Below are 21,887 nucleotides of genomic sequence, written 5' to 3'. Positions count from 1 at the left end.
CCATGTCAGCACAGCACGGGAAATCCTCAGATTACGCATCCCCGCTCGCCCCGGAGTGGCTTGCCGTCCCCGCAGACCTCAACAGGCTCCACGAGCCCCTCTGGGCGGCCGGCGTTGCCCGGAACGACGCCGGTGAACTCGCCCTTGACGGCATCCCGGTCAGTGAGCTCCAGCGCCAGTTCGGCACGCCGCTGTTCGTGATGAGCGAGAACGACTTCAGGGCACGTGCCCGGGCTTTTAGTGACGCTTTCAACGACGCCTTCGCGGACATCTGCGGGGGAGTGGATGTCTACTACGCAGGCAAGTCATTCCTGTGCACCGCCGTCGTCCGCTGGGTTGAGGAAGAAGGGCTGCGCCTGGACACCGCCTCCGGCGGGGAACTCGCCGTCGCGGACCGCGCAGGCATCCCGGGCGCCGACGTCGCCCTGCACGGCAACAACAAGTCCGACGCCGAGATCCACCGTGCGCTGGACATGAAGCTGGGCCGGATTGTGGTGGACAGCCTCGCCGAGCTGGAGCGCGTCGCCAAGATCGCGTCCGAACGCGGCGAAACCGCCAGGGTGATGCTGCGGCTCACGCCCGGAGTGCACGCCCACACCCACGAGTTCATTGCCACCGCCCATGAGGACCAGAAGTTCGGCCTGTCCATGGCTGAAGACACCACGGACCAGGCGGGCCTGTCCGCGGCCGAGGAAGCCGTGGCCGCCGCCACGAGCTACCACAGCATTGAACTCCTTGGCCTGCACTGCCACATCGGCTCGCAGATCTTCGAACCGGACGGCTTCGCGCTGGCCGCAGTGAAACTGCTCAAGTTCCTCGCGTCGATGCAGGAGAAATACTCCATCGTCCTGCCCGAACTGGACCTCGGCGGCGGATACGGCATCGCCTACACGCCGGTGGACACACCGCGCCCGGCGGCAGAGATCGCCCAGGCGATGGCCGCCGTCGTGCGTTCCACCTGCGCCGAACTGGGCATCGACTCGCCCCGGATCTCGATTGAACCGGGACGCGCCATCGTAGGCAGCTCCACGTTCACCCTGTACGAGGTGGGAACCCTCAAGACCGTCCGCGTGGACGCTCCGGCAGCCGAAAATGCCGGGAATGCCGGGGAAAACGTTACGTACACGCGCCGCTATGTGTCGGTGGACGGCGGCATGAGCGACAACGCCCGCCCGGTGCTCTACGACGCGGATTATTCGGCGATTGTGGCGTCGCGCACCTCCGGGGCCGCGCCGCAGCTGTCCCGCGTAGTGGGCAAACATTGCGAGAGCGGCGACATAGTTGTTAGAGATGTATATCTGCCCGAGGACGTGGCAGCCGGTGATCTGCTCGCTGTACCGGGGACCGGCGCCTACTGCTGGGCCCTCTCCAGCAACTACAACTATCTGGCCCGGCCGGGCGTTGTCGCTGTGCGCGACGGATCTGCCCGGCTGATTGTCCGCGGGGAAACCGAACAAGATCTGCTGAACCGCGACATGGGAGTCTGAATGACTGAATTGCGAACCCTGAAAGTAGCCCTGCTGGGCTGTGGCAACGTTGGGGCTCAGGTGGCGCGGATTCTGATTGATGACGCCGAATCACTGGCCGCCCGCACCGGAGCCCGACTGGAGCTGACCGGCATCGCCGTTCGCACCATCGATGCGCCGCGAGACGTCGAGCTGCCGCGGGAGCTGTTCACCACGGATGCTGAAACCCTGGTCAAGGACGCCGACCTCGTCATTGAACTGATGGGCGGCATCGAGCCGGCCCGTTCCCTGATCCTCAGCGCCATCCAGAACGGCGCCAGCGTGGTCACCGGCAACAAGGCCCTGCTGGCCCAGGACGGCCCCACGCTGTACGAAGCGGCAGACAAGGCCGGCGTCCAGCTGTCCTATGAAGCCGCCGTGGCCGGCGCCATCCCGATCCTGCGTCCCATCCGTGACAGCCTCTCCGGCGACCGCATCACCCGTGTCCTGGGCATCGTGAACGGCACCACCAACTTCATCCTTGACCAGATGGACACCACCGGTGCGCAGTTCGCCGACGCCCTCGCCGAGGCGCAGCGCCTCGGCTACGCCGAAGCGGACCCCACCGCCGACGTCGGCGGCCTCGACGCCGCCGCCAAGGCGACCATCCTGGCCTCGCTGTCGTTCCACACCCGGTTCGACCTCGAGAACGTCCACTGCGAAGGCATCACCGAAGTCAGTGCCGCGGACATCGCCGCTGCCAAGGACGCCGGGTTCGTCATCAAGCTCCTGGCCATCGCCGAGAAGCTTGTTGCGGCCGACGGCAGCGAAGGCGTTTCCGTCCGCGTGCACCCCACGCTGCTGCCGCGGGAGCACCCGCTGGCCGCCGTCCACGGTGCCTTCAACGCCGTCTTCGTGGAAGCGGAAAACGCCGGCGAACTCATGTTCTACGGCCAGGGCGCCGGCGGCACCCCCACCGCGTCGGCCGTGCTGGGCGACCTCGTCTCCGCGGCCCGACGGATTGTCCTGGGCGGCCCGGCGCAGATCGAGACCACCAACGGCCAGGTGCCGGCCCTGCCCATCGACGCCGTCAACACCAGCTATTACATCGGCCTGGACGTTGCCGACCAGCCCGGCGTTCTGGCCAAGATCGCCCAGCTCTTCGCGGAGCACGGCGTGTCCATCGAGATCATGCGCCAGACCATCCACCGTGACGCCGATTCCAACGTGGAATCTGCCGAACTGCGGATCGTCACCCACCGCGCAACCGAAGCTGCACTGGCAGCGACCGTCCAGGCCGTGAAGGGCCTGGACGTCATCAATTCCGTTACATCCGTACTGCGGGTAGAAGGAGTCTAAGTGGCTCACCAATGGCGCGGTGTCATCCGCGAATACGCTGATCGTTTGCCCGTAACGGAAAGCACCAAGGTCATCACCCTCGGTGAGGGCGGCACGCCGCTTGTCCACGCGCAGAAGCTCTCCGAGCTGACCGGGTCCACTGTGTACCTGAAGGTCGAAGGCATGAACCCCACCGGCTCCTTCAAGGACCGTGGCATGACCATGGCCATGACGGCCGCCGTGGCCTCGGGCGCCAAGGCAGTGGTGTGCGCCTCCACCGGCAACACGTCAGCGTCCGCAGCGGCCTACGCCACGGCAGCCGGCCTCCAGTGCGCCGTCCTGGTGCCGGAGGGCAAGATCTCCATGGGCAAGCTGAGCCAGGCGATCGCCCACGGCGCCACCCTCCTGCAGGTGGACGGGAACTTCGACAACTGCCTGGACATCGCCCGCAAACTGGGGGAGTCCTACCCCGTTTTCCTGGTGAACTCCGTCAACCCGGCCCGGATCCAGGGGCAGAAGACCGGTGCCTTCGAAGTGGTGGATGCGCTCGGCGACGCCCCGGACATCCACGTCCTCCCGGTAGGCAATGCCGGTAACATCACCGCGTACTGGAAGGGCTACAAGGAGTACTCCGCCCCGTTCGAGTCCGAAACCGCCGGCACGCTGCCCGCCGTGTCCACCAGGACCCCGCAGATGTGGGGATTCCAGGCGGCCGGCGCTGCACCGTTCGTCGCAGGCCACCCCATCACGGAGCCGGACACCATCGCCACGGCAATCCGGATCGGAAACCCCGCCTCCTGGGACGGTGCCATCGCAGCCCGTGACGAGTCCGGCGGATTCATCGACGCCGTGACGGACGATGAGATCCTCGCCGCGCACCGCTGGCTTTCCGCCAAGGAAGGCGTCTTCGTGGAACCCGGTTCCGCCGCAGGCGTCGCCGGCCTGATCAAGAAGCATGCCGCGGGGCAGGTTCCCACCGGCAAGACCATCGTGATCACCGTGACCGGCCATGGCCTGAAGGACCCGCAGTGGGCGCTGCGCACCGAAGACGGCAGCGACGTCCAGCCCGTCAAGGTGTCCAACGACGTGGTCACCGTGGCCGCCGAACTTGGCCTGGAAGAAAAATAGCCTTGGAAACCACCCTCACCGTGCCGGCCGAGTCAGCTGCCGGGGCGCCGGCAGTTCCGGCCGGGCAGTTGGTAACCGTCCGCGTGCCCGCCACCAGCGCCAACCTTGGCCCCGGCTATGACAGCCTGGGGCTCGCACTCTCGCTGCACGACACGCTGACCGTTGAAACCCTGGGCAGCGGCGAGCTCGAGTTCGAACTGAGCGGCGAGGGTGCGGAGACGCTTCCGCGCGATGCGAGCCACCTGGTGGTCAAGGCCATCACCGAGGCCCTGCACCGGCTGGGCTTCCGGCACCAGGGCCTGAAGATCACGGCGGACAACGTCAACCCCCACGGCCGCGGCCTGGGCTCTTCGGCCTCGGCCGTGGTGGCCGCGGTCACGGCCGCGAATGCGCTGGTGCCGGAGCCGTCCCGCCGCGGCAAGGACTGGATCCTGCAGCTCACCAGCGAGATGGAAGGCCATCCTGACAACGTGGCACCGGCCATATTCGGCGGGCTGGCGCTGTCATGGCAGGACAGTGACCAGTACAGCAGCACCTGCGCCACGGTGTCGGATTCGGTGATCCCGGTCGTTGCCGTACCTGACTATGAGCTGTCCACCGAAGCGGCACGCGCACTGCTGCCGGCATCGGTGGGCCACCATGCTGCCGCCATGAACTCGGGCCGGGCCGCGCTGCTCATCCATGCCCTCACCAGCAAGCCGGAATTCCTGCTGGCCGGCACGGAGGACTACCTCCACCAGAGCTACCGCGCGGAAGCCATGCGCCCCAGCGCGGACCTGATCCGTGCGCTGCGTTATGCAGGACACGCTGCCGTTGTTTCCGGCGCCGGACCGACTGTCCTGGTCCTCGCCAACGGGGAAGAAGAGGCCGCCGCAGTGGTGGGCTTCATCGAGGCCTACACGCGGGCCAACACGCCGGATGTCGGCTGGCGTGTGATGAAGCTGGCGGTGGACGTTGAAGGTGCTAAAGTGGGAGTGCACCGGCGGTAATCCCGCAGGCAGTTTAAAGAAACCCGCAGTCACGACGAATCCGATGTTGGCCATGGCGCCTGTCTAATCGTTTGCTGCTCTGAACTTCAACTGCGCAACAGTCTCCGGTGCCGCCTGCTTTGGTCTGTCGCAGGAATCTGCAGAATCGCTCTGCACCCCTGAACCGTCAGTCCGCCATTCCGTTCTCTTCTTGGAATGTTCGAGGCGTATCAGTATCCGGCCCTGCTGGCCGAATTCCATCCGGCAAGGCCGAAATCCGGCTGCAGATCTGAACTGCAGCCCAGATCAAATCATCGCGTCCAGCTCCCAGTCTGGACGCCGTCGAGGGGGAAGGATCCTTCGTGACCGAAACCACTGAGCTGTCTCCAGCTGTGGACATATCTTCTGCTACCGACTTGTCGGCAGCACCCGCCAAGAGCAGCGGCCTTGCCGGCCTTAAGCTCGCCCAGCTGCAGGCTCTTGCCAGCCAGCTCGGTATCTCCGGCGGATCCCGCATGCGCAAGGGCGATCTGGTGACCGCCATTTCCGCCCACCGTGCAGGCACTTCAGCCACCAAGGCTCCGGCCAAGGGCGCTGACAAGACCGGCGAAAACATCTCGGCACGGGCTACTGCGCCGGCAGCGGCCGCCCCTGTAGCTGAAGCTGCAGAGGCTCCCGCAGCGGAAGGCACCCGTGCCCGCCGTGGCCGCAGCCGCCGTGCCGGCAGCGACGGCGTTGTCACCGCTCCCGCCACCGAGGCACCGGCACCGGAGGCCGCTCCCAGCGAAGCGCCCGCGGCTCCGGAAGCCGCCCAGGCCGCTGTGTCCGAAGGTGCTGCACCGGAAGCTGCAGAGCGCCGCCAGCCCCGCACCCGGAACCGGCGCCGCGGTGAAGCAGCCGCCCAGGCGACGGCCCCCGCCGCCGAGGCTGAAGCGCCGGCCCAGGCGCCTGCCGAGCAGCGCGTCTCCGAACAGCGTGTTTCCGAGCAGCGCGTTTCCGAGCAGCGCGTTTCCGAGCAGCGCACGGAACAGCGTGGCGGTGAGCAGCGCGAACAGCGCGGCGCAGACCAGGGCGGCGAAGCAGCCGAAGCCGGTCAGCGCAACGAACGCCAGGCAACCCGCACCCGTGGCGGCCGCGACGGCGGCGAAACCGCCGTTACGCGTGAAACGACCCGCCGGGACGACACCCGCGAGAGCGACGATGCCGACGGCGGAAGCCGCCGCAACCGCCGCAACCGCCGTGACCGCAACGACCGGACGGGCGGCCAGGACAACAGCCGCGACAACCGGGATAACTCCCGCAACGACCGCTTCCGCGACCGTAACGATCGCCGTCGTGGACGCGCCCAGGGACCGGACGTCGACGATGTCGAGGTCACCGAGGACGATGTCCTGCTGCCCGTCGCCGGCATCCTGGACGTGCTGGAGAACTACGCGTTCATCCGCACCTCCGGCTACCTGCCGGGTCCGAACGACGTCTACGTGTCCCTCGCCCAGGTCAAGAAGTACAACCTGCGCAAGGGCGACGCCGTCGTCGGCGCCATCCGCGCACCGCGTGAAGGCGAAGACCGCAGCCAGCAGTCCGCCCGCCAGAAGTTCAACGCCCTGGTCCGGGTCACCTCCGTCAACGGCAAGACCCCCGAGGAACTCAAGGACCGCGTCGAATTCGCGAAGCTCGTCCCGCTGTACCCCTCGGAGCGCCTGCGCCTCGAGACGGACCCCAAGAAGATCGGCCCCCGCGTCATCGACCTGGTTGCCCCGATCGGCAAGGGCCAGCGCGGCCTGATCGTCTCGCCGCCGAAGGCCGGCAAGACGCTCATCCTGCAGTCCATCGCCAACGCGATCACCACCAACAATCCTGAGGTCCACCTCATGATGGTGCTCGTTGACGAACGTCCCGAAGAAGTCACGGACATGCAGCGCACCGTGAAGGGCGAGGTCATTGCCTCAACCTTCGACCGTCCCGCCGACGACCACACCACCGTGGCCGAGCTCTCCATCGAACGCGCCAAGCGACTCGTGGAAATGGGCATGGACGTTGTGGTGCTCCTCGACTCCATGACCCGCCTGGGCCGCGCCTACAACCTGGCGGCACCGGCTTCCGGCCGTATCCTGTCCGGTGGCGTCGACTCGGCAGCGCTGTACCCGCCGAAGCGCTTCTTCGGTGCAGCCCGCAACATCGAAAATGGCGGCTCGCTCACCATCCTGGCCACCGCGCTCGTCGAGACCGGTTCCAAGATGGACGAGGTCATCTTCGAAGAGTTCAAGGGCACCGGCAACATGGAACTGCGCCTGTCCCGCCAGCTGGCTGACAAGCGCATCTTCCCGGCAGTGGACGTCAACGCGTCCGGTACCCGCCGCGAAGAGAACCTGCTTTCCCCCGAGGAAGTCAAGATCATGTGGAAGCTGCGCCGTGTCCTCTCCGGACTCGAAACGCAGCAGAGCCTTGAGCTGCTGACCAACAAGATCCGGGAGACCCAGAGCAACGTCGAGTTCCTCATGCAGGTTCAGAAGACGACGCTTGGTGCGAAGTCGGATAACGACAAGTAGCTGTGCTTACCGCTCAAAGTATGCCGACCCTGTGGCCGGCATACTTTGGGCGGTTCGTCGTTAAGTCCCACGAAACTAGACTTGTAAGAGTCGAAAGAGGTTTTGAAAATGTTTGAGTCCGTACAGGGCCTGCTTGATGAGCATGATGCCATCCAGGCGCAGCTGGGGGATCCTGCCGTTTATGCTGACCAGCGGCTAGCCCGGAAGCTTGGGCGGCGGTCTGCTCAGTTGAACGGCATTGTCGAGGCCTACCACCGCTGGGAGGGTATTCGGGACGACCTCGCGGCGGCCAGGGAAATGGCGGACGAGGACCCTGAGTTTGCCGCCGAGGTGCCTGAGCTGGAGGCTTCGCTGGAGACGGCGGCCGCCAAGCTGCGCCGCCTGCTCATCCCGCGCGATCCGGACGATGCCCGCAACGTGATTCTCGAGGTCAAGGGCGGCGAAGGCGGCGACGAGGCTGCGCTGTTCGCTGCGGACCTGCTGCGGATGTACACCCGCTACGCGGAATCACGCGGCTGGAAAACCGAGCTCATTTCGGCCACCGAATCGGACCTGGGCGGCTACAAGGACGTCCAGATGGCCGTCAAGGGCAGCTCGAACGACCCCGCCGAAGGCGTTTACGCGCGGCTGAAGTTCGAAGGCGGCGTGCACCGTGTGCAGCGTGTCCCCGTGACGGAATCCCAGGGCCGCATCCACACCTCGGCCGCCGGCGTCCTTGTGCTTCCCGAAGTGGACGAGCCTGAAGAGCTTGAGATCAACCAGAACGACCTCAAGATCGACGTCTACCGGTCGTCGGGGCCGGGCGGGCAGTCGGTTAACACCACCGACTCCGCGGTGCGCATCACCCACCTTCCCACCGGCATCGTGGTGGCCATGCAGAACGAAAAGTCCCAGCTGCAGAACCGTGAGGCCGGCATGCGCGTGCTGCGCGCCCGCATCCTGGCGCACCAGCAGGAACAGATCGACGCCGAGAACTCGGCCCAGCGCAAGTCCCAGATCCGCACCATGGACCGTTCCGAGCGCATCCGGACCTACAACTACCCGGAAAACCGCATCGCGGACCACCGCACCGGGTACAAGGCCTACAACCTGGACCAGGTCATGAATGGCGACCTGGAACCCGTGATCCAGTCGGCCATCGAGATGGACGAACAGGCCCGCCTGGACGCCATCGGCGAATAGTCTCCGGCGGCACGCACGATGACACTCGGAACTGGGCTGAGCCTGGCGGAAGCCGTCCGCGAGGCGACCGCCATCCTTCACGACGCCGGGGTTCCCAGCCCGCGCGTGGATGCGGAGCTGCTGGCGGACCACCTCCTGGGCGTCGGCCTGGGCAGGCTGCGGGCCATGCTCCTGGCGGATTCGTCCCCGGAGCCCGACGGCTATGCCGAGCTGGTGGCCGAGCGCGCGCAGCGGGTGCCGCTGCAGCACATTACCGGTGTGGCCCACTTCCGCTACCTGCAGCTGGCCGTGGGGCCCGGGGTCTTCATTCCACGGCCGGAGACCGAGTCCGTGGTCCAGCTGGTCATTGACCGGCTCAAGAAACCGGCCCAGGGCACCCGCCGTCCCAAGGTGGTGGACCTGGGCACGGGCTCCGGAGCCATTGCCGGCTCCATCGCCCTCGAAGTGCCGGGCGCGGACGTCTACGCCGTGGAGTTCAGCGAATTTGCCCATGCCTGGGCCGAACGCAACCTGCGGCCGCTCGGGGTCACCCTGCTCCGCGGGGACCTTCGGGACGCTCTGCCGGAACACAACGGAACGTTCGACGTCGTGGTTTCAAACCCGCCGTACATTCCCGCCGAGGCGATTCCCAACGAACCCGAAGTGGCTTTGCACGATCCGCCCGAAGCGCTGTACGGCGGGGGAGCGGACGGGATGGAACTCCCGACGGCGGCGGCGGCGTCTGCCGCACGGCTGCTGGTTTCCGGCGGCTACTTCGTCATGGAACACGCCGAAGTCCAGGCAACATGGATCGCAGCCATGCTGAAGGCCTCGGGCCTCTGGTCAGACGTGATGACGCACCTGGACCTCAACGGCAAGGAACGCGCCACGAGTGCAGTCCTTGCCGCACCGTCGGACCGATAAACCAATCAGCCCATGAAGTGATGAAAGAATAGGCCAGTGACCACAACCTACGACTGCACGGCAGCTGACCAGCGGGCCGAAGGGCTGGAGAATGCCCAGCGGGCCATCCGCCAACACAAATGCGTGGTGTTCCCTACCGACACGGTGTACGGAATCGGTGCTGACGCGTTCTCGCCCCAGGCTGTCAACATGCTGCTGGCGTCCAAGGGCCGCAGCCGGAAGATGCCGCCGCCGGTCCTCATCCCGCGGCTCAACGCCCTGGACGGGCTGGCAACGGACGTCCCTGCAGAGGCCCGCAAGCTCGCCGAGGCGTTCTGGCCGGGCGGCCTCACCATGATCTTCCACGCGCAGCCGTCGCTCGACTGGGACCTGGGGGAGACCAAGGGCACTGTCGCGTTGCGGATGCCGGCCGACGACGTCGCTCAGGACCTGTTGACGCTGACCGGACCCCTCGCAGTGTCGTCAGCAAACCGCACCGGCCAGCCGGCAGCCCGGACCGCCGCCGAGGCCCTGACCCAGCTCGCCGAATCCGTTGAGGTCTACCTCGAAGGGGGACTGCGTCCGGAGGGCGGCGCGGACGCGGAGGCCCTCCCCTCAACCATTATCGACGCCACTGCACTGCCCCTTAGGGTGGTGCGCCAGGGTGCCCTCGCCCTTGAGAAACTGCGCGAGGTTGTTCCCGGACTCCTGGACATTGACGGCAATGCCGCCGACGAATCCGTCACGGGATCCGGCGTCGAATGATTCTCACCCGGCAGCACATCCCCGTCCTCGGTGTCGACGCGACGCCACTGACCGTGCAGGGGATGACGGCCACGCTCGACCGTTTTGTCGCAGAAGGCGGCACCCGCACGGTGGTGGGCCACAACCTGCACAGCGTGACGCTCTTCCACTCCGATCCGGAATTCCGGGCCCTCTACGAAAACAGCGATGTCGTGCTGCTCGACGGCGCGCCCGTGCTGTGGCTGTGGGGACGGTCGGGGGATGCCGACGGGCCCGTCATGGACTACCGCCTGGGTTCCACCGACTGGATCCCTGCCCTCGGCAATGTGGAAGGCCTTGAACGAATTGCCGTGCTCGGCGCCGGCGCGGAAGCCAACGCCAGGGCTGTGACGCGCCTGGCCGGGATCGTGCCGAATGCCAAAGTGGCCGGCATGCCGGGCGAAGGCTGGAACAGCGACCTTGAAAACGACGCTGTTGCCTGGCTGCAGGAGCTGCGTCCGCAGCTGGTGCTGCTCGGACTCGGGATGCCTTTGCAGGAAATGGTCCTCCGCCGGAGGCTGGACGCACTTCCCCCTGCCGTTTACTGCGCGGTGGGCGGTGCGATCGAACAGATCGCCGGAATCCAGAAGCTTGCTCCGCGCTGGTTGGGACGCCTGGGCCTGGAATGGGCCTGGCGGCTCATGCTGCATCCCCGCAGGGTGGCCTATCGTGTTTTCGGTGAACCGTGGGTGCTGCTGGCCCTCCTGGTCCGGAAACGACTCAGGCAGAACGGCTAGGATCCGCCGTTTTCCAAGCTAGAACAGGCTAGAACTTCTGGTCCTTCAGGGGACCGAAGCCCTTGCCGCGCAGGCCGGTGGAAAACGCCCGGAACCAATCCGCCAGGCCGCGGAAGTCGCCGCGGCGCAGGAAGTAGCCGAGGTAGCCGCCAACGTCCGCCACGAGCGACTTCACGCGGAAGTGGCGGCGGATCAGGTAGCCGCGGTTGCGGTAGTAGTAGTAGCGCTTGAACGCCGTCTCGGGAACGATCACGTGCCACCTGGCGCCAAATACGTGCTGCGTTTCGGCAAAGGCGTGCGGATGCGTGATGGCGGTGGTGGTTACCGTGCCAAAGCGGATGCCCGCCTTCCGGAGCCTGATGGTGAAGTCCACCTCGTCGCCGCGGATGAAAAGCCGCATGTCGGGCAGGCCCACCTTGAAGAAGACGTCCGACCGGATCAGCGCTCCGTTGAAGAAGTGGCCGTCGTCGGGCAGGAAGCCAAGCTTCTCCACTTCCGCCCGGTCGTGGGTGACTTTACCGTCGAGGCGGAAGAAAAAGGACAGCCGGTCCGGGTGGCCCGGCGCGGCAACGAGCGGGACCACAGCATCCAGGCCGCGGGCTTCGGCTTCCCGGAGCAGCGTGGCGAGGCATTCCGGGTCGCCGGGTTCGGCGTCGTCGTCCATCATCCAGATCCAGTCAGCGCCGCTGGCAACCGCCTTCAGGACGGCCAGGGAAAAACCACCGGCGCCGCCAAGGTTCGCTTCGGACCGGACGTAGTCCACGTTCGCGTGCTGGTCCGCCACCTCTTTGGCAGGCACGGTGCCGCTGTCCACGAGGCAAATGGAATGGACCGGAGAGCTCTGCCGGTTGATGGCATTCAGCAGGACGGCGAGCTCGCGGGGACGGTCAAACGTCACGGCGGCAACTGCAACCGAGGGGGACATCGCTGGTTCCTTTCAACACGGCCGCCGGTGGATTTCCCGCCGGCAATGGGCCGTGTGACGCGAAGCCAGCCAGCCGTTGGCATTAGTATCTTGACTAGAGTCCACTGTAATACAGCCCTGTCAGGCACCAAGCACTGCCTGCCGCGCGCACGGCGACGGAGAAGTTTCATTTATCGAAAGTCAGTTCCACAGCAATCGAACCCTAGCTATCCCTGCCGCCGGCCACTGACCGGTCTGCAGGGATACACACTGTCGAGGGTTGGTTCCGTCAACGGCGCGGGGAAGGTGGCTTCCCCATGATCATGTACCTGCTGATGATGCTGACGGCCGCAGGCGTGTCCTTCGCCGCCACCTGGGGTGCACGGCTGATCGGCAACAGGCTTGAGCTTTTCTCGCCGATCCGCAGCCGTGACACCCACTCCCATAAAGTCTCCCGGCTGGGAGGCCTGGGCATTTACGCGGGATTCCTGGTGGCGCTGATCGTGGCGAGCCAGTCCTTCTTCGTCAAGGACATCTTCCGCGGCAACGCCTCGCCCTGGGGCGTGCTGGCCGGCGCCACGCTGATCGTCATCGTGGGTCTCGCCGACGACCTCCTGGACCTCCGGTGGTGGGTGAAACTGATCGGCCAGAGCGCTGCTGCCATGGTGGTGGCCATCTGGGGCGTGAGGATGAGCATCCTGCCGTTGATACCCGAGCCGATCCTGCTTGAGAATGAGATCGTCCGCATCGTCCTCACCGCGGGGCTGATCGTCACCACCATGAACGCGTTCAACTTCATCGACGGGCTGGACGGGCTCGCCGCCGGCGTGGCCATCATCGGCGGCGCGGCGTTCTTCCTGACCGCCTACTGGGTGCACAGGTCGGCCGTCCTGCTCGACTATTCGGATCTCGCGACGCTGCTCACTGCGGTGGTGGTGGGCAGCTGCGCAGGCTTCCTGCCGCACAACTGGTTTCCCTCGAAGATCTTCATGGGGGACTCCGGCGCCATGCTGATCGGACTCCTCATGGCCTCCGCCGGCATTGTCTCAACGGGCCAGATCACCTCCGGGCTTTACGACCGGGCCAACGGTATACCGACGATCATCCCCATCCTCCTGCCGTTCGCAGTGCTGTTCCTGCCGTTGCTGGACCTCAGCCTTGCGGTGGTGCGGCGTACTGCGCTGGGACGTTCGCCCTGGTCCGCGGACCGCGGACACCTGCACCACAAGCTGATGGACATTGGCTACTCCCATCGCGCATCCGTCATCCTGATGTACGCCTGGACCTGCGTGCTGGCGTTCGGGGGCCTGGCCTTCGCCATCTTCCCGTGGCAGCTTGTGCTGGCTGCGGACGTCGCGGCGGCCGCGGTCATGGCCGTGGTCACCGCATGGCCGTACCTTCGCGACAAGGCGCCCGGGCCGGGGCCGCGGTCGGAAGGGGAGTACGAGGCCGAAGCGGAAGCAGCGGGGCAGGAGTGAGCTTTCGACACCCTTTTCCGAATAATTTCTATCTCATGTAGAATTTCAGTGCAGCTCTTCGCCGCACCCTCCTTTGCCAGCCCGCAGTACACGACGATTGGGATCTGATGACCTCCAACGCCGATCCCGGACACAGATCCGGTAACGGACCCGTTGGTGTCTCCGGCCCCACAAAATCACTCTGGCTGGGACTCTTGAAGCTGAGCGCAGGTGCGGCCCTGGCCGGCCTGGTGCTCGCCGGAATACCGGCCGCGATCCTCAACGGCGGCGGGGGAGTGCTCTCAAGCACTTTCGGCGGCCTCCTTGTGATGGCGTTCTTCGGAATCAGCCTCCTGGTGGGCCATTTTGTCGGACGGAACAATCCCTCGGGCGCCATCGGGGTCTTTGTTGTCACCTACTTCGTCAAAGTCGTGGGTTTCGCCGTGGTGCTCTTCGTTATCGGAGCACCCGAATGGCTCCACGCCCGCTGGTTCCTCATCGGCGCCGTCACAGCCGTCGTGTTCTGGCAGGCGGCAGAGATCTACGGATTCAGCAAGGCCCGCCTCCGCATCTATAACGACCCCGAACCCGTGAAAGACGGCAATGATGAACAGCCGTAATTCGAAGCGAAAAAACATGCGGGAAATCCCCAAAACCACCCAAGGTTCCGCAGGCGTATCTTCCGACGGCGGGGACGGCGGATACAACGCCGGCATCGCCGTCTTTAGCTACATAATTGGCGGAATCATCGTCTGGAGTTTGATAGGGTGGGGTCTGGATTATCTGTGGGGAACCCGCTGGATTGTGCTCGCAGGCGCTCTGCTTGGAGCTGCGGGAGGGTTCTATCTTTCTCATATGCACGGACTCACCAGTAACAGAACGTCACCTGGTGAAGACAGTGCAGCCAGCGGCCCGTCCAAGGACGAGGAACAGTAATGCCTAACAATTTCACAAGGGGAAGGGCGGACATGAAGATCGCCGGACCCTCACCAACGCCCAATGATGGACACTGCAGAGAGGAAACGCGTTGATCGCGCTTGCGCTCCCGGCCCAAGATTCAGGAGAGTTCAACCCTCCTGGAATTGAAGAAATGCACCTGCCGGCAATCCTGCCGTGGGGTGCGGCAGACGGATTCTCCAAGCAGATGCTGCTGGTTATCCTGTCGGTCGTCATTATCGCTACATTCTTTCTGCTAGCTGCGCGGAAGCAGCAGCTTGTTCCCGGCAAACTGCAGTTTGCAGGTGAAGCCGCCTACGGCTTCGTCCGCAACAGCATCGCCAAGGACATCATTGGCGGCAAGGACTTCATTAAGTACGTCCCGCTGTTGTTCAGCCTCTTCTTCTTCATTCTGGTGAACAACATCTACGGCGCCATCCCGCTGATCCAGCTTCCGAGCTTCTCGCACGTCGGCGGCGCCTATGTGCTGGCAGCCATCGTCTACCTGACCTGGATCGGCATCGGCGTCAAGAAGAACGGTCTCAAGTACTTCAAGCTGGCCACTGTTCCCTCGGGCGTGCCGGTGTACATCCTCCCGATCGTTATTCCGATCGAGATCATTTCCAACTTCCTGGTCCGCCCTGTCACGCACAGCCTCCGTCTGTTCGCCACCATGCTGGCCGGACACCTGATTGTGATGATCGCCGGATCCGGCATCGAGTACCTGGTCATGCAGGAGAACATCCTCCTGAAGGGCACCTCGGTACTGGTTCTCGTCGGCGCCATCGCCATGTACATGCTGGAAGCGCTGATCATGGCGCTGCAGGCTTACGTTTTCACGCTGCTGACTGCCATCTACATTGAAGGCGCACTGCACGCGGACAGCCACTAGGCACCCACAAACTTCCCCTTCGCGGGGATGAAGCAACCCAAACAACCTGCCACACGGGTGGCATCTTGAAAGGAAGAAAAATGGAAGGCTCCATCAACGGCTCCCTCAACCTCATCGGCTACGGCCTCTCCGCTATCGGCGGTGGTATCGGTGTGGGTCTCGTGTTCGCGGCTTACATCAATGGTGTGGCACGTCAGCCGGAAGCCCAGCGCGTCCTGCAGCCGATCGCATTCCTCGGCCTTGCGCTGACTGAAGCACTCGCCATCCTCGGCCTGGTCTTCGCTTTCGTTCTCTCCTAAGCGTTAGAACTTAGCGAACATCCAGAAACCGAGTAGATAAGGACGGGTGAAATATGAATCAGACGATCATCTCAGCCGCCACCGAAGGCACTAATCCGCTCGTTCCCAACCCTTGGGAAATGGGCGTAGTCCTGGCCGGCTTTGCTGTCCTCTTTTACATCGTGGTCAAGTTCGTTGTCCCGATGTTCGAGAAGACGTTCGCGGAGCGTGCCGAGGCTATTGAAGGTGGCATCGCCAAGGCTGAAAAGGCCCAGGCAGAGGCTTCTGCTGCACTCGAAGAGTACAAGCAGCAGCTCACCGACGCCCGTGCAGAAGCCAACCGCATCCGCGAGGAAGCCCGTGCCGAAGGCGCCCAGATCCTCGCGGACCTGAAGGAAAAGGCAGCTGCAGAGTCTGCCCGCATCACCGCGCACGCCCACGCTCAGATCGAATCCGAGCGCCAGGCTGCCGTTGTGTCGCTGCGCGCCGAAGTCGGCACGCTGGCTACCACGCTGGCAAGCCGCATCGTCGGCGAGTCACTGAGCGATGATGCACGTGCAGCCCGCGTGGTTGACCGTTTCCTGGCAGATCTGGAGAACCAGAACGCAGGTGCAGCTAAGTAATGGCAGGTGTATCGAGCGAATCGCTGACCGCGGCGCTGGTGGCATTGGAAGCCAAGCTTCCCTTCGCTTCGCTGCAGTTGGCAAAGGAACTCTTCGGAATCCTGGGAACGGTGGACAGCTCGGCTGGTTTGCGCCGTGCCCTGACTGACCCGTCCCGCAGCGGTGACGAAAAGTCGGCACTGGTCAAGCAGCTCTTCAGTGGGAAAGTCTCCACTGATGCTGCGGAAATCGCGAGCGGACTGGCCGGTTCACGCTGGGCGTCGGCTCGGGATATCGGCGATGCACTCGAGACTCTTGCCGCTTCGGTGGTAATTGCCGTTGCTGAGAACAAGTCGGCCGTCTCTGCCTCAGGGATCACCGGACTGGAAACGCTGGAGAACGATCTGTTCTCCTTCAACCAGGCCGTCGGTTCCAGCCACGAGGTACAGCGTGCTCTGTCCGAGCCGCAGGCGAGCCCGGCTGCCAAGACTGCCCTCGCCGAGAAGCTCGTTCCCCACGCAAGCGAGGAAGCGAAAGTCCTTATCGGACAGGCAGTTTCGCAGCCGCGCGGCCTCAAGGTGACAAACCTGGTACGCCGTTTCGCCGAGCTTGCAGCCAAGCGCCAGCAGCGCTGGATCGCAACGGTCAGCGTCACCCGTCCGCTGACGGAAACGCAGACCAGCCGGTTGCAGGCAGCGCTGAATGCGCTGTACGGGCGCGAGCTCAAGATCAACATGAACGTTGACCCGGCACTGATCGGTGGCATCCGGATCCAGGTCGGTGATGAAGTGGTAGACGCTTCTGTACTGAACCGCCTGGGCCAGCTCCAGCGTCAGCTTGCCGGCTAACCGGACAAGCACAACTTAACTGATAGAAACCCCGGTCATCGTGACAACGATGATCACGAAAACAGGAGAGCAGGGACTGCAGATGGCCGAATTGACCATCAACGCCGACGACGTCCGTATTGCGTTGAACGAGTTCGCGGCGTCCTACGAACCCGGAAACGCAGAGCGCGTAGAGGTCGGCCGTGTGACCACCGCAGGTGACGGCATCGCCCGTGTTGAGGGCCTTCCCTCGGTCATGGCGAACGAGTTGCTTCGTTTCGAAGACGGCACGCTGGGCCTGGCCCAGAACCTCGACGTCCGCGAAATCGGTGTCATCATCCTCGGTGACTTCACCGGAATCGAAGAGGGCCAGGAAGTCCACCGTACGGGTCAGGTTCTGTCCGTGCCGGTTGGCGATGCCTTCCTCGGCCGCGTGGTTGACCCGCTGGGCCAGCCGATCGACGACCTCGGCGAGATCAAGGCTGAAACCACCCGTGCACTGGAACTCCAGGCGCCCGGCGTGACCCAGCGCAAGTCGGTGCACGAGCCGATGCAGACCGGTCTGAAGGCTATCGACGCCATGATCCCGATCGGCCGCGGCCAGCGTCAGCTGATCATTGGCGACCGCCAGACCGGCAAGTCGGCAATCGCCATCGACACGATCATCAACCAGAAGGCCAACTGGGCTTCCGGAGATGTCACCAAGCAGGTGCGCTGCATCTACGTGGCCATCGGCCAGAAGGCGTCCACCATCGCGGCTGTTCGCCAGACGCTCGAGGACAACGGCGCACTGGAATACACCACCATTGTGGCTTCCCCCGCGTCCGACCCCGCAGGCTTCAAGTACCTGGCCCCTTACGCCGGTTCGGCCATTGGCCAGCACTGGATGTACGGCGGCAAGCACGTCCTCATCGTGTTCGATGACCTTTCCAAGCAGGCCGAGGCCTACCGTGCAGTGTCACTGCTGCTCCGCCGCCCGCCGGGACGCGAAGCCTACCCGGGCGACGTCTTCTACTTGCACTCCCGCCTGCTGGAGCGTTGTGCCAAGCTCTCCGACGAGCTGGGCGCCGGCTCGATGACCGGCCTGCCGCTCATCGAGACCAAGGCAAACGACGTCTCCGCTTACATCCCGACCAACGTGATCTCCATTACCGATGGCCAGATCTTCCTGCAGTCGGACCTCTTCAACGCCAACCAGCGTCCCGCAGTCGACGTGGGTGTCTCGGTTTCCCGCGTGGGTGGCGCAGCACAGGTCAAGTCCATGAAGAAGGTCTCCGGTACCTTGAAGCTGGAATTGGCCCAGTACCGCGACATGCAGGCATTCGCAATGTTCGCGTCGGACCTCGACGCCGCATCGCGCCAGCAGCTGACCCGTGGCGCACGCCTGATGGAACTGCTCAAGCAGGGCCAGTACTCGCCGTTCCCGGTCGAGAACCAGGTTGTGTCCATCTGGGCCGGTACCAACGGCTACCTGGACGACGTTCCGGTTGAGGACATCAACCGCTTCGAGACCGAGTTCCTGGAGCACCTGAAGCACAAGTCCTCCATCCTGACGACGCTGGCACAGACCAACGTCATGGACGATGACACCGCAGAAGCACTGAAGACCTCGATCGTGGCCTTCAAGAAGGGCTTCTTCGGCGAGGGCGACAACCTCCTGGTTGGTGCGGGGCACGAGGAACATGCCCCCATCGACGAGGCGCAGGTCGACCAGGAAAAAATCGTCAAGCAGAAGCGCTAGTTTCGCTGGCAGGGACTGCCGGGACCCCGACGGGTTCCGGCAGTCCCGGCCACCGGGATCTTAGGAAAGGATAAGTATGGGAGCCCAGATTCGGGTCTACCGCCAGAAGATCAGCTCGACGACGTCGATGCGCAAGATCTTCAAGGCGATGGAACTGATCGCTACCTCGCGCATCGGCAAGGCCCGCGCACGCGTAGCGGCTTCACTGCCTTACGCAAACGCGATTACGCGTGCCGTTTCTGCTGTCGCTAGCCAGAGTGAAATCGACCACCCGCTGGTCACCGAGCCCGAGCAGATCCGCCGTGCCGCCGTCCTGGTCATCACCTCGGACCGTGGCCTTGCAGGTTCCTACTCGGCAAGTGTGCTCAAGCAGGCGGAAGGCCTCACCGAGCTGCTTCACGAGGAAGGCAAGGAAGTCAAAACGTACGTTGTCGGCCGCAAGGCACAGGCGTACTTCGATTTCCGCAACCGTCCTTACGCACGGGTATGGACCGGCAACACGGATTCACCGGAGTTTGCGACCGCGCAGGAAATCGGCGCAGCGCTGCTGGAGGATTTTGCCACCGCGTACGAAGAGGACGGCGTGGACGAGATCCACGTCGTGTACACCCGCTTCAAGTCCATGGTGACGCAGGAACCTACGGTCATCCGACTGCTTCCCCTCGAGGTCGTCGAAGAGCAGGCACAGTCCGAATCGGACCTCCTGCCGCTCTACGAGTTCGAACCGGAAACGGAGCAGGTGCTTGACGCACTGCTGCCGCGCTACATCGAATCACGTATCTTCGCCGCAATGTTGCAGGCAGCAGCTTCCGAGCTCGCAGCCCGTCAGCGGGCGATGAAGTCTGCCGGTGACAACGCCACGGACCTCATCAAGAAGTACACGCGTCTGCGCAACACTGCCCGCCAGGCTGAAATTACGCAGGAGCTTTCCGAAATCGTGGCCGGCGCCGACGCTTTGAGCGCGTCCTAGCCAGCACGGTTGCGGATCCAGCTGTACCTGCACCAAAAGATAAACTTAACCCCCACGCCATCTACTGAGTGAAGTGAGAGAGATGACTGCCACCGCTACCGAACACGTAGCCGCAACGTCCGGTGCTACCGGCCGTATTGCACGTGTTATTGGCCCGGTTGTCGACGTCGAATTCCCGGCTGACGCAATCCCCTCGATTTACAACGCACTCACCACGGAGATTACTCTCAACGGTGAGACCAAGACCATCACGTTCGAGGTTGCCCTGCACCTGGGTGACAACCTCATTCGCGCCATCTCCCTGCAGGCTACTGACGGACTCGTCCGCGGTACCAACGTTGTGGACACCGGCTCGCCCATCACCGTGCCTGTCGGCGACGGCGTCAAGGGTCACATCTTCAACGTCCTCGGCAAGCCGCTTGACGTTGACGAGTCCGAGATCCAGGCTTCGGACCACTGGGCCATCCACCGCAAGGCTCCCGCCTTCGCGACCCTCGAAGGCTCCACCGAGATGCTGGAAACCGGCATCAAGGTCATCGACCTCCTCACCCCGTACATCAAGGGTGGAAAGATCGGCCTCTTCGGCGGCGCCGGTGTCGGCAAGACCGTTCTGATCCAGGAAATGATCACGCGCGTTGCCCGCAACTTCGGTGGCACCTCGGTGTTCGCCGGCGTCGGCGAGCGTACCCGTGAAGGTAACGACCTCTGGGTTGAAATGGAAGAGGCCGGCGTCCTCAAGGACACCGCCCTTGTCTTCGGCCAGATGGATGAGCCGCCGGGAACGCGTCTGCGCGTTGCGCTGTCGGCACTGACCATGGCGGAGTACTTCCGCGATGTGCAGAACCAGGACGTGCTGCTCTTCATCGACAACATCTTCCGCTTCACGCAGGCAGGTTCCGAGGTTTCCACCCTTCTCGGCCGCATGCCGTCCGCCGTGGGTTACCAGCCGAACCTTGCTGACGAGATGGGCCTCCTCCAGGAGCGCATCACGTCCACCAAGGGCCACTCCATCACCTCGATGCAGGCCATCTACGTTCCCGCGGATGACTACACCGACCCGGCTCCGGCCACCACGTTCGCACACCTTGACGCGACCACGGAACTTTCCCGTGAAATCGCTTCGCGTGGCCTGTACCCGGCCGTGGACCCGCTGACGTCGACTTCCCGAATCCTGGACCCCCAGTACATCGGCAAGGACCACTACAACACGGCAGTCCGTGTGAAGCAGATCCTGCAGAAGAACAAGGAACTCCAGGACATCATCGCCATCCTCGGTGTTGACGAACTGTCTGAAGAGGACAAGATCGTCGTGTCGCGTGCACGCCGTATCCAGCAGTTCCTCTCGCAGAACACCTACACTGCCAAGCAGTTCACCGGCGTCGAAGGCTCCACCGTTTCCATCAAGGACACGGTTGAAGGCTTCACCGCTATCTGCGACGGCGAGCTTGACCACGTTGCAGAGCAGGCGTTCTTCAACGTCGGCGGCCTGGATGACGTTGAGCGCCAGTGGGCCAAGATCCAGGAACAGACCAAGTAATATGGCTGAGCTTGAGGTTGAGATTGTCGCAGCGGATCACTTCGTGTGGTCCGGAGCGGCCAAGATGGTCAAGGCCCGCACCAGCGATGGTGAAATCGGAATCCTGCCCGGCCACTCGCCCCTGCTGGCGATTCTGGCCGAAGGTGAACTGGCCATTGAGCCTGTTTCCGGTGAGCGCATTGCTGTGGTTGTCGATGGCGGATTCTTCTCCGTCGACAACAACAGGGTGGTCATAGTTGCTGACAACGCCCAAATGGGTGAAGCGGCTACCGCGGGGATCCGCTAGCACGACCTTGATGAACGATCCTGGTTTTCCGTTCATCGCATTGGCAACAGTCTTTGCGTTGCTGATTTTTGCACTGTGCCTGTCCGGGGTACGCCGCTTTAACCTGCGGCGTGCCCTGGGCACAGTGGACGCCTCCATTTGCACGGCTGGAAAAAGCTGGCAGATGGGGGTTTGTCGTTATCAGGACAACGACCTTGAGTGGTTCAAGCTGCTCTCGCTCAGTGTCCGCCCCAAATACACTTTCCGGCGCAGTTCGCTGGAACTGGTGGGCCGCCGCCAGCCCACCGAGGCGGAACTCGTGAAAGTCCAGCCCGACTCCGTCATCGTGGAACTCCACTACGAAGGCCAGGAAGTCCTGCTGGCCATGAAGTTCGATGCCTATACCGGACTGTCCTCGTGGCTTGAAGCCGGGCCGGTCATCGGTGTGGGCACCTGGCGTTAACGC

Annotated in this window: 22 protein-coding genes; 21 read left to right on the top strand and 1 reads right to left on the bottom strand. The window is 64.0% G+C overall.

The window, feature by feature from the left end; translation table 11 throughout:
• The first annotated feature begins 2 nt into the window (after nt 1-2).
• The 9 genes from lysA to BS38_RS0106690 all read left to right on the top strand — a co-directional run bounded on the left by lysA (nt 3) and on the right by BS38_RS0106690 (nt 11,012).
• Nucleotides 3-1,487 carry a diaminopimelate decarboxylase gene (gene lysA / locus BS38_RS0106730; protein WP_028270106.1) on the top strand — a complete coding sequence of 495 codons (1,485 nt, stop codon included), beginning with the start codon at nt 3-5 and terminating at the stop codon, nt 1,485-1,487.
• Nucleotides 1,488-2,804, top strand: coding sequence for a homoserine dehydrogenase (locus BS38_RS0106725; RefSeq protein WP_028270105.1), 1,317 nt, complete (start codon nt 1,488-1,490; stop codon nt 2,802-2,804).
• Nucleotides 2,805-3,911 (top strand): threonine synthase, encoded by a 1,107-nt coding sequence (thrC, locus tag BS38_RS0106720; RefSeq protein ID WP_028270104.1) that lies wholly within the window; start codon nt 2,805-2,807, stop codon nt 3,909-3,911.
• Nucleotides 3,912-3,913: 2 nt separating this feature from the next.
• Nucleotides 3,914-4,900, top strand: a complete 987-nt coding sequence (gene thrB / locus BS38_RS0106715) for a homoserine kinase (RefSeq protein WP_231511109.1) — start codon at nt 3,914-3,916, stop codon at nt 4,898-4,900.
• Between the two features lie 341 nt (nt 4,901-5,241).
• Nucleotides 5,242-7,428, top strand: a complete 2,187-nt coding sequence (gene rho, locus BS38_RS0106710) for a transcription termination factor Rho (protein WP_028270102.1) — start codon at nt 5,242-5,244, stop codon at nt 7,426-7,428.
• A 108-nt stretch (nt 7,429-7,536) separates the two neighbouring features.
• On the top strand, nt 7,537-8,610 hold the full coding sequence (prfA, locus tag BS38_RS0106705; RefSeq protein WP_028270101.1) for a peptide chain release factor 1: 1,074 nt from the start codon (nt 7,537-7,539) through the stop codon (nt 8,608-8,610).
• 18 nt (nt 8,611-8,628) lie between these two features.
• Nucleotides 8,629-9,513 carry a peptide chain release factor N(5)-glutamine methyltransferase gene (prmC, locus tag BS38_RS0106700; protein WP_028270100.1) on the top strand — a complete coding sequence of 295 codons (885 nt, stop codon included), beginning with the start codon at nt 8,629-8,631 and terminating at the stop codon, nt 9,511-9,513.
• A 36-nt stretch (nt 9,514-9,549) separates the two neighbouring features.
• Nucleotides 9,550-10,257, top strand: a complete 708-nt coding sequence (locus tag BS38_RS0106695) for an L-threonylcarbamoyladenylate synthase (RefSeq protein WP_028270099.1) — start codon at nt 9,550-9,552, stop codon at nt 10,255-10,257.
• Nucleotides 10,254-11,012: a WecB/TagA/CpsF family glycosyltransferase gene (locus BS38_RS0106690; RefSeq protein ID WP_028270098.1), complete on the top strand. Its 759-nt coding sequence runs from the start codon at nt 10,254-10,256 to the stop codon at nt 11,010-11,012. The genes BS38_RS0106695 and BS38_RS0106690 overlap by 4 nt, the downstream gene beginning before the upstream one ends.
• Before the next feature lie 28 nt (nt 11,013-11,040).
• Here BS38_RS0106690 and BS38_RS0106685 read toward each other — a convergent pair whose 3' ends face one another.
• On the bottom strand, nt 11,041-11,937 hold the full coding sequence (locus tag BS38_RS0106685; RefSeq protein ID WP_028270097.1) for a glycosyltransferase: 897 nt from the start codon (nt 11,935-11,937) through the stop codon (nt 11,041-11,043).
• A 296-nt stretch (nt 11,938-12,233) separates the two neighbouring features.
• Between BS38_RS0106685 and BS38_RS0106680 the strand changes: the two genes are divergently transcribed.
• From BS38_RS0106680 to BS38_RS0106630, 12 genes are all read left to right on the top strand, one after another.
• Complete coding sequence (locus tag BS38_RS0106680) at nt 12,234-13,394, top strand: MraY family glycosyltransferase (protein ID WP_028270096.1); 1,161 nt, start codon at nt 12,234-12,236, stop codon at nt 13,392-13,394.
• Nucleotides 13,395-13,501: 107 nt separating this feature from the next.
• Nucleotides 13,502-13,993 carry a hypothetical protein gene (locus tag BS38_RS0106675; protein ID WP_028270095.1) on the top strand — a complete coding sequence of 164 codons (492 nt, stop codon included), beginning with the start codon at nt 13,502-13,504 and terminating at the stop codon, nt 13,991-13,993.
• Nucleotides 13,994-14,009: 16 nt separating this feature from the next.
• Entirely contained in the window at nt 14,010-14,309 is a 300-nt protein-coding gene (locus tag BS38_RS26655) for a hypothetical protein (RefSeq protein ID WP_081818837.1), read from the top strand.
• A 91-nt stretch (nt 14,310-14,400) separates the two neighbouring features.
• Nucleotides 14,401-15,201, top strand: coding sequence for a F0F1 ATP synthase subunit A (atpB, locus tag BS38_RS0106670; protein WP_028270094.1), 801 nt, complete (start codon nt 14,401-14,403; stop codon nt 15,199-15,201).
• Nucleotides 15,202-15,281: 80 nt separating this feature from the next.
• Complete coding sequence (gene atpE, locus BS38_RS0106665; RefSeq protein ID WP_011692451.1) at nt 15,282-15,500, top strand: ATP synthase F0 subunit C; 219 nt, start codon at nt 15,282-15,284, stop codon at nt 15,498-15,500.
• A gap of 53 nt (nt 15,501-15,553) precedes the next feature.
• Nucleotides 15,554-16,102, top strand: a complete 549-nt coding sequence (locus BS38_RS0106660) for a F0F1 ATP synthase subunit B (protein ID WP_011692450.1) — start codon at nt 15,554-15,556, stop codon at nt 16,100-16,102.
• On the top strand, nt 16,102-16,929 hold the full coding sequence (locus BS38_RS0106655) for a F0F1 ATP synthase subunit delta (RefSeq protein ID WP_028270093.1): 828 nt from the start codon (nt 16,102-16,104) through the stop codon (nt 16,927-16,929). Before BS38_RS0106660 ends, BS38_RS0106655 begins: the two co-directional genes overlap by 1 nt.
• A gap of 82 nt (nt 16,930-17,011) precedes the next feature.
• On the top strand, nt 17,012-18,649 hold the full coding sequence (gene atpA, locus BS38_RS0106650; protein ID WP_028270092.1) for a F0F1 ATP synthase subunit alpha: 1,638 nt from the start codon (nt 17,012-17,014) through the stop codon (nt 18,647-18,649).
• Between the two features lie 76 nt (nt 18,650-18,725).
• Entirely contained in the window at nt 18,726-19,619 is an 894-nt protein-coding gene (locus BS38_RS0106645) for a F0F1 ATP synthase subunit gamma (protein WP_028270091.1), read from the top strand.
• An 82-nt stretch (nt 19,620-19,701) separates the two neighbouring features.
• A complete protein-coding gene (gene atpD / locus BS38_RS0106640) occupies nt 19,702-21,156 on the top strand; it encodes a F0F1 ATP synthase subunit beta (RefSeq protein WP_011692446.1) in 1,455 nt (484 codons plus the stop codon).
• A 1-nt stretch (nt 21,157) separates the two neighbouring features.
• Nucleotides 21,158-21,442 (top strand): F0F1 ATP synthase subunit epsilon, encoded by a 285-nt coding sequence (locus tag BS38_RS0106635; RefSeq protein ID WP_011692445.1) that lies wholly within the window; start codon nt 21,158-21,160, stop codon nt 21,440-21,442.
• A 10-nt stretch (nt 21,443-21,452) separates the two neighbouring features.
• Nucleotides 21,453-21,884, top strand: a complete 432-nt coding sequence (locus BS38_RS0106630; RefSeq protein WP_028270090.1) for a DUF2550 domain-containing protein — start codon at nt 21,453-21,455, stop codon at nt 21,882-21,884.
• Nucleotides 21,885-21,887 lie beyond the last annotated feature (3 nt).

The sequence above is a fragment of the Arthrobacter sp. UNC362MFTsu5.1 genome, from assembly GCF_000685965.1.
Classification (GTDB): Bacteria; Actinomycetota; Actinomycetes; order Actinomycetales; family Micrococcaceae; genus Arthrobacter.
Note: the sequence above shows the minus strand (reverse complement) of the source record. Positions and strands in the feature narration are given on the sequence as shown.

Coding starts and splice junctions, on each gene's coding strand:
- lysA (WP_028270106.1), top strand. CDS start 3: ATGTCAGCACAGCACGGGAAATCCTCAGATTACGCATCCCCGCTCGCC.
- BS38_RS0106725 (WP_028270105.1), top strand. CDS start 1,488: ATGACTGAATTGCGAACCCTGAAAGTAGCCCTGCTGGGCTGTGGCAAC.
- prfA (WP_028270101.1), top strand. CDS start 7,537: ATGTTTGAGTCCGTACAGGGCCTGCTTGATGAGCATGATGCCATCCAG.
- prmC (WP_028270100.1), top strand. CDS start 8,629: ATGACACTCGGAACTGGGCTGAGCCTGGCGGAAGCCGTCCGCGAGGCG.
- BS38_RS0106690 (WP_028270098.1), top strand. CDS start 10,254: ATGATTCTCACCCGGCAGCACATCCCCGTCCTCGGTGTCGACGCGACG.
- BS38_RS0106685 (WP_028270097.1), bottom strand. CDS start 11,937: ATGTCCCCCTCGGTTGCAGTTGCCGCCGTGACGTTTGACCGTCCCCGC.
- BS38_RS0106680 (WP_028270096.1), top strand. CDS start 12,234: ATGATCATGTACCTGCTGATGATGCTGACGGCCGCAGGCGTGTCCTTC.
- BS38_RS0106675 (WP_028270095.1), top strand. CDS start 13,502: ATGACCTCCAACGCCGATCCCGGACACAGATCCGGTAACGGACCCGTT.
- BS38_RS26655 (WP_081818837.1), top strand. CDS start 14,010: ATGCGGGAAATCCCCAAAACCACCCAAGGTTCCGCAGGCGTATCTTCC.
- atpE (WP_011692451.1), top strand. CDS start 15,282: ATGGAAGGCTCCATCAACGGCTCCCTCAACCTCATCGGCTACGGCCTC.
- BS38_RS0106660 (WP_011692450.1), top strand. CDS start 15,554: ATGAATCAGACGATCATCTCAGCCGCCACCGAAGGCACTAATCCGCTC.
- BS38_RS0106655 (WP_028270093.1), top strand. CDS start 16,102: ATGGCAGGTGTATCGAGCGAATCGCTGACCGCGGCGCTGGTGGCATTG.
- atpA (WP_028270092.1), top strand. CDS start 17,012: ATGGCCGAATTGACCATCAACGCCGACGACGTCCGTATTGCGTTGAAC.
- BS38_RS0106645 (WP_028270091.1), top strand. CDS start 18,726: ATGGGAGCCCAGATTCGGGTCTACCGCCAGAAGATCAGCTCGACGACG.
- atpD (WP_011692446.1), top strand. CDS start 19,702: ATGACTGCCACCGCTACCGAACACGTAGCCGCAACGTCCGGTGCTACC.
- BS38_RS0106635 (WP_011692445.1), top strand. CDS start 21,158: ATGGCTGAGCTTGAGGTTGAGATTGTCGCAGCGGATCACTTCGTGTGG.
- BS38_RS0106630 (WP_028270090.1), top strand. CDS start 21,453: ATGAACGATCCTGGTTTTCCGTTCATCGCATTGGCAACAGTCTTTGCG.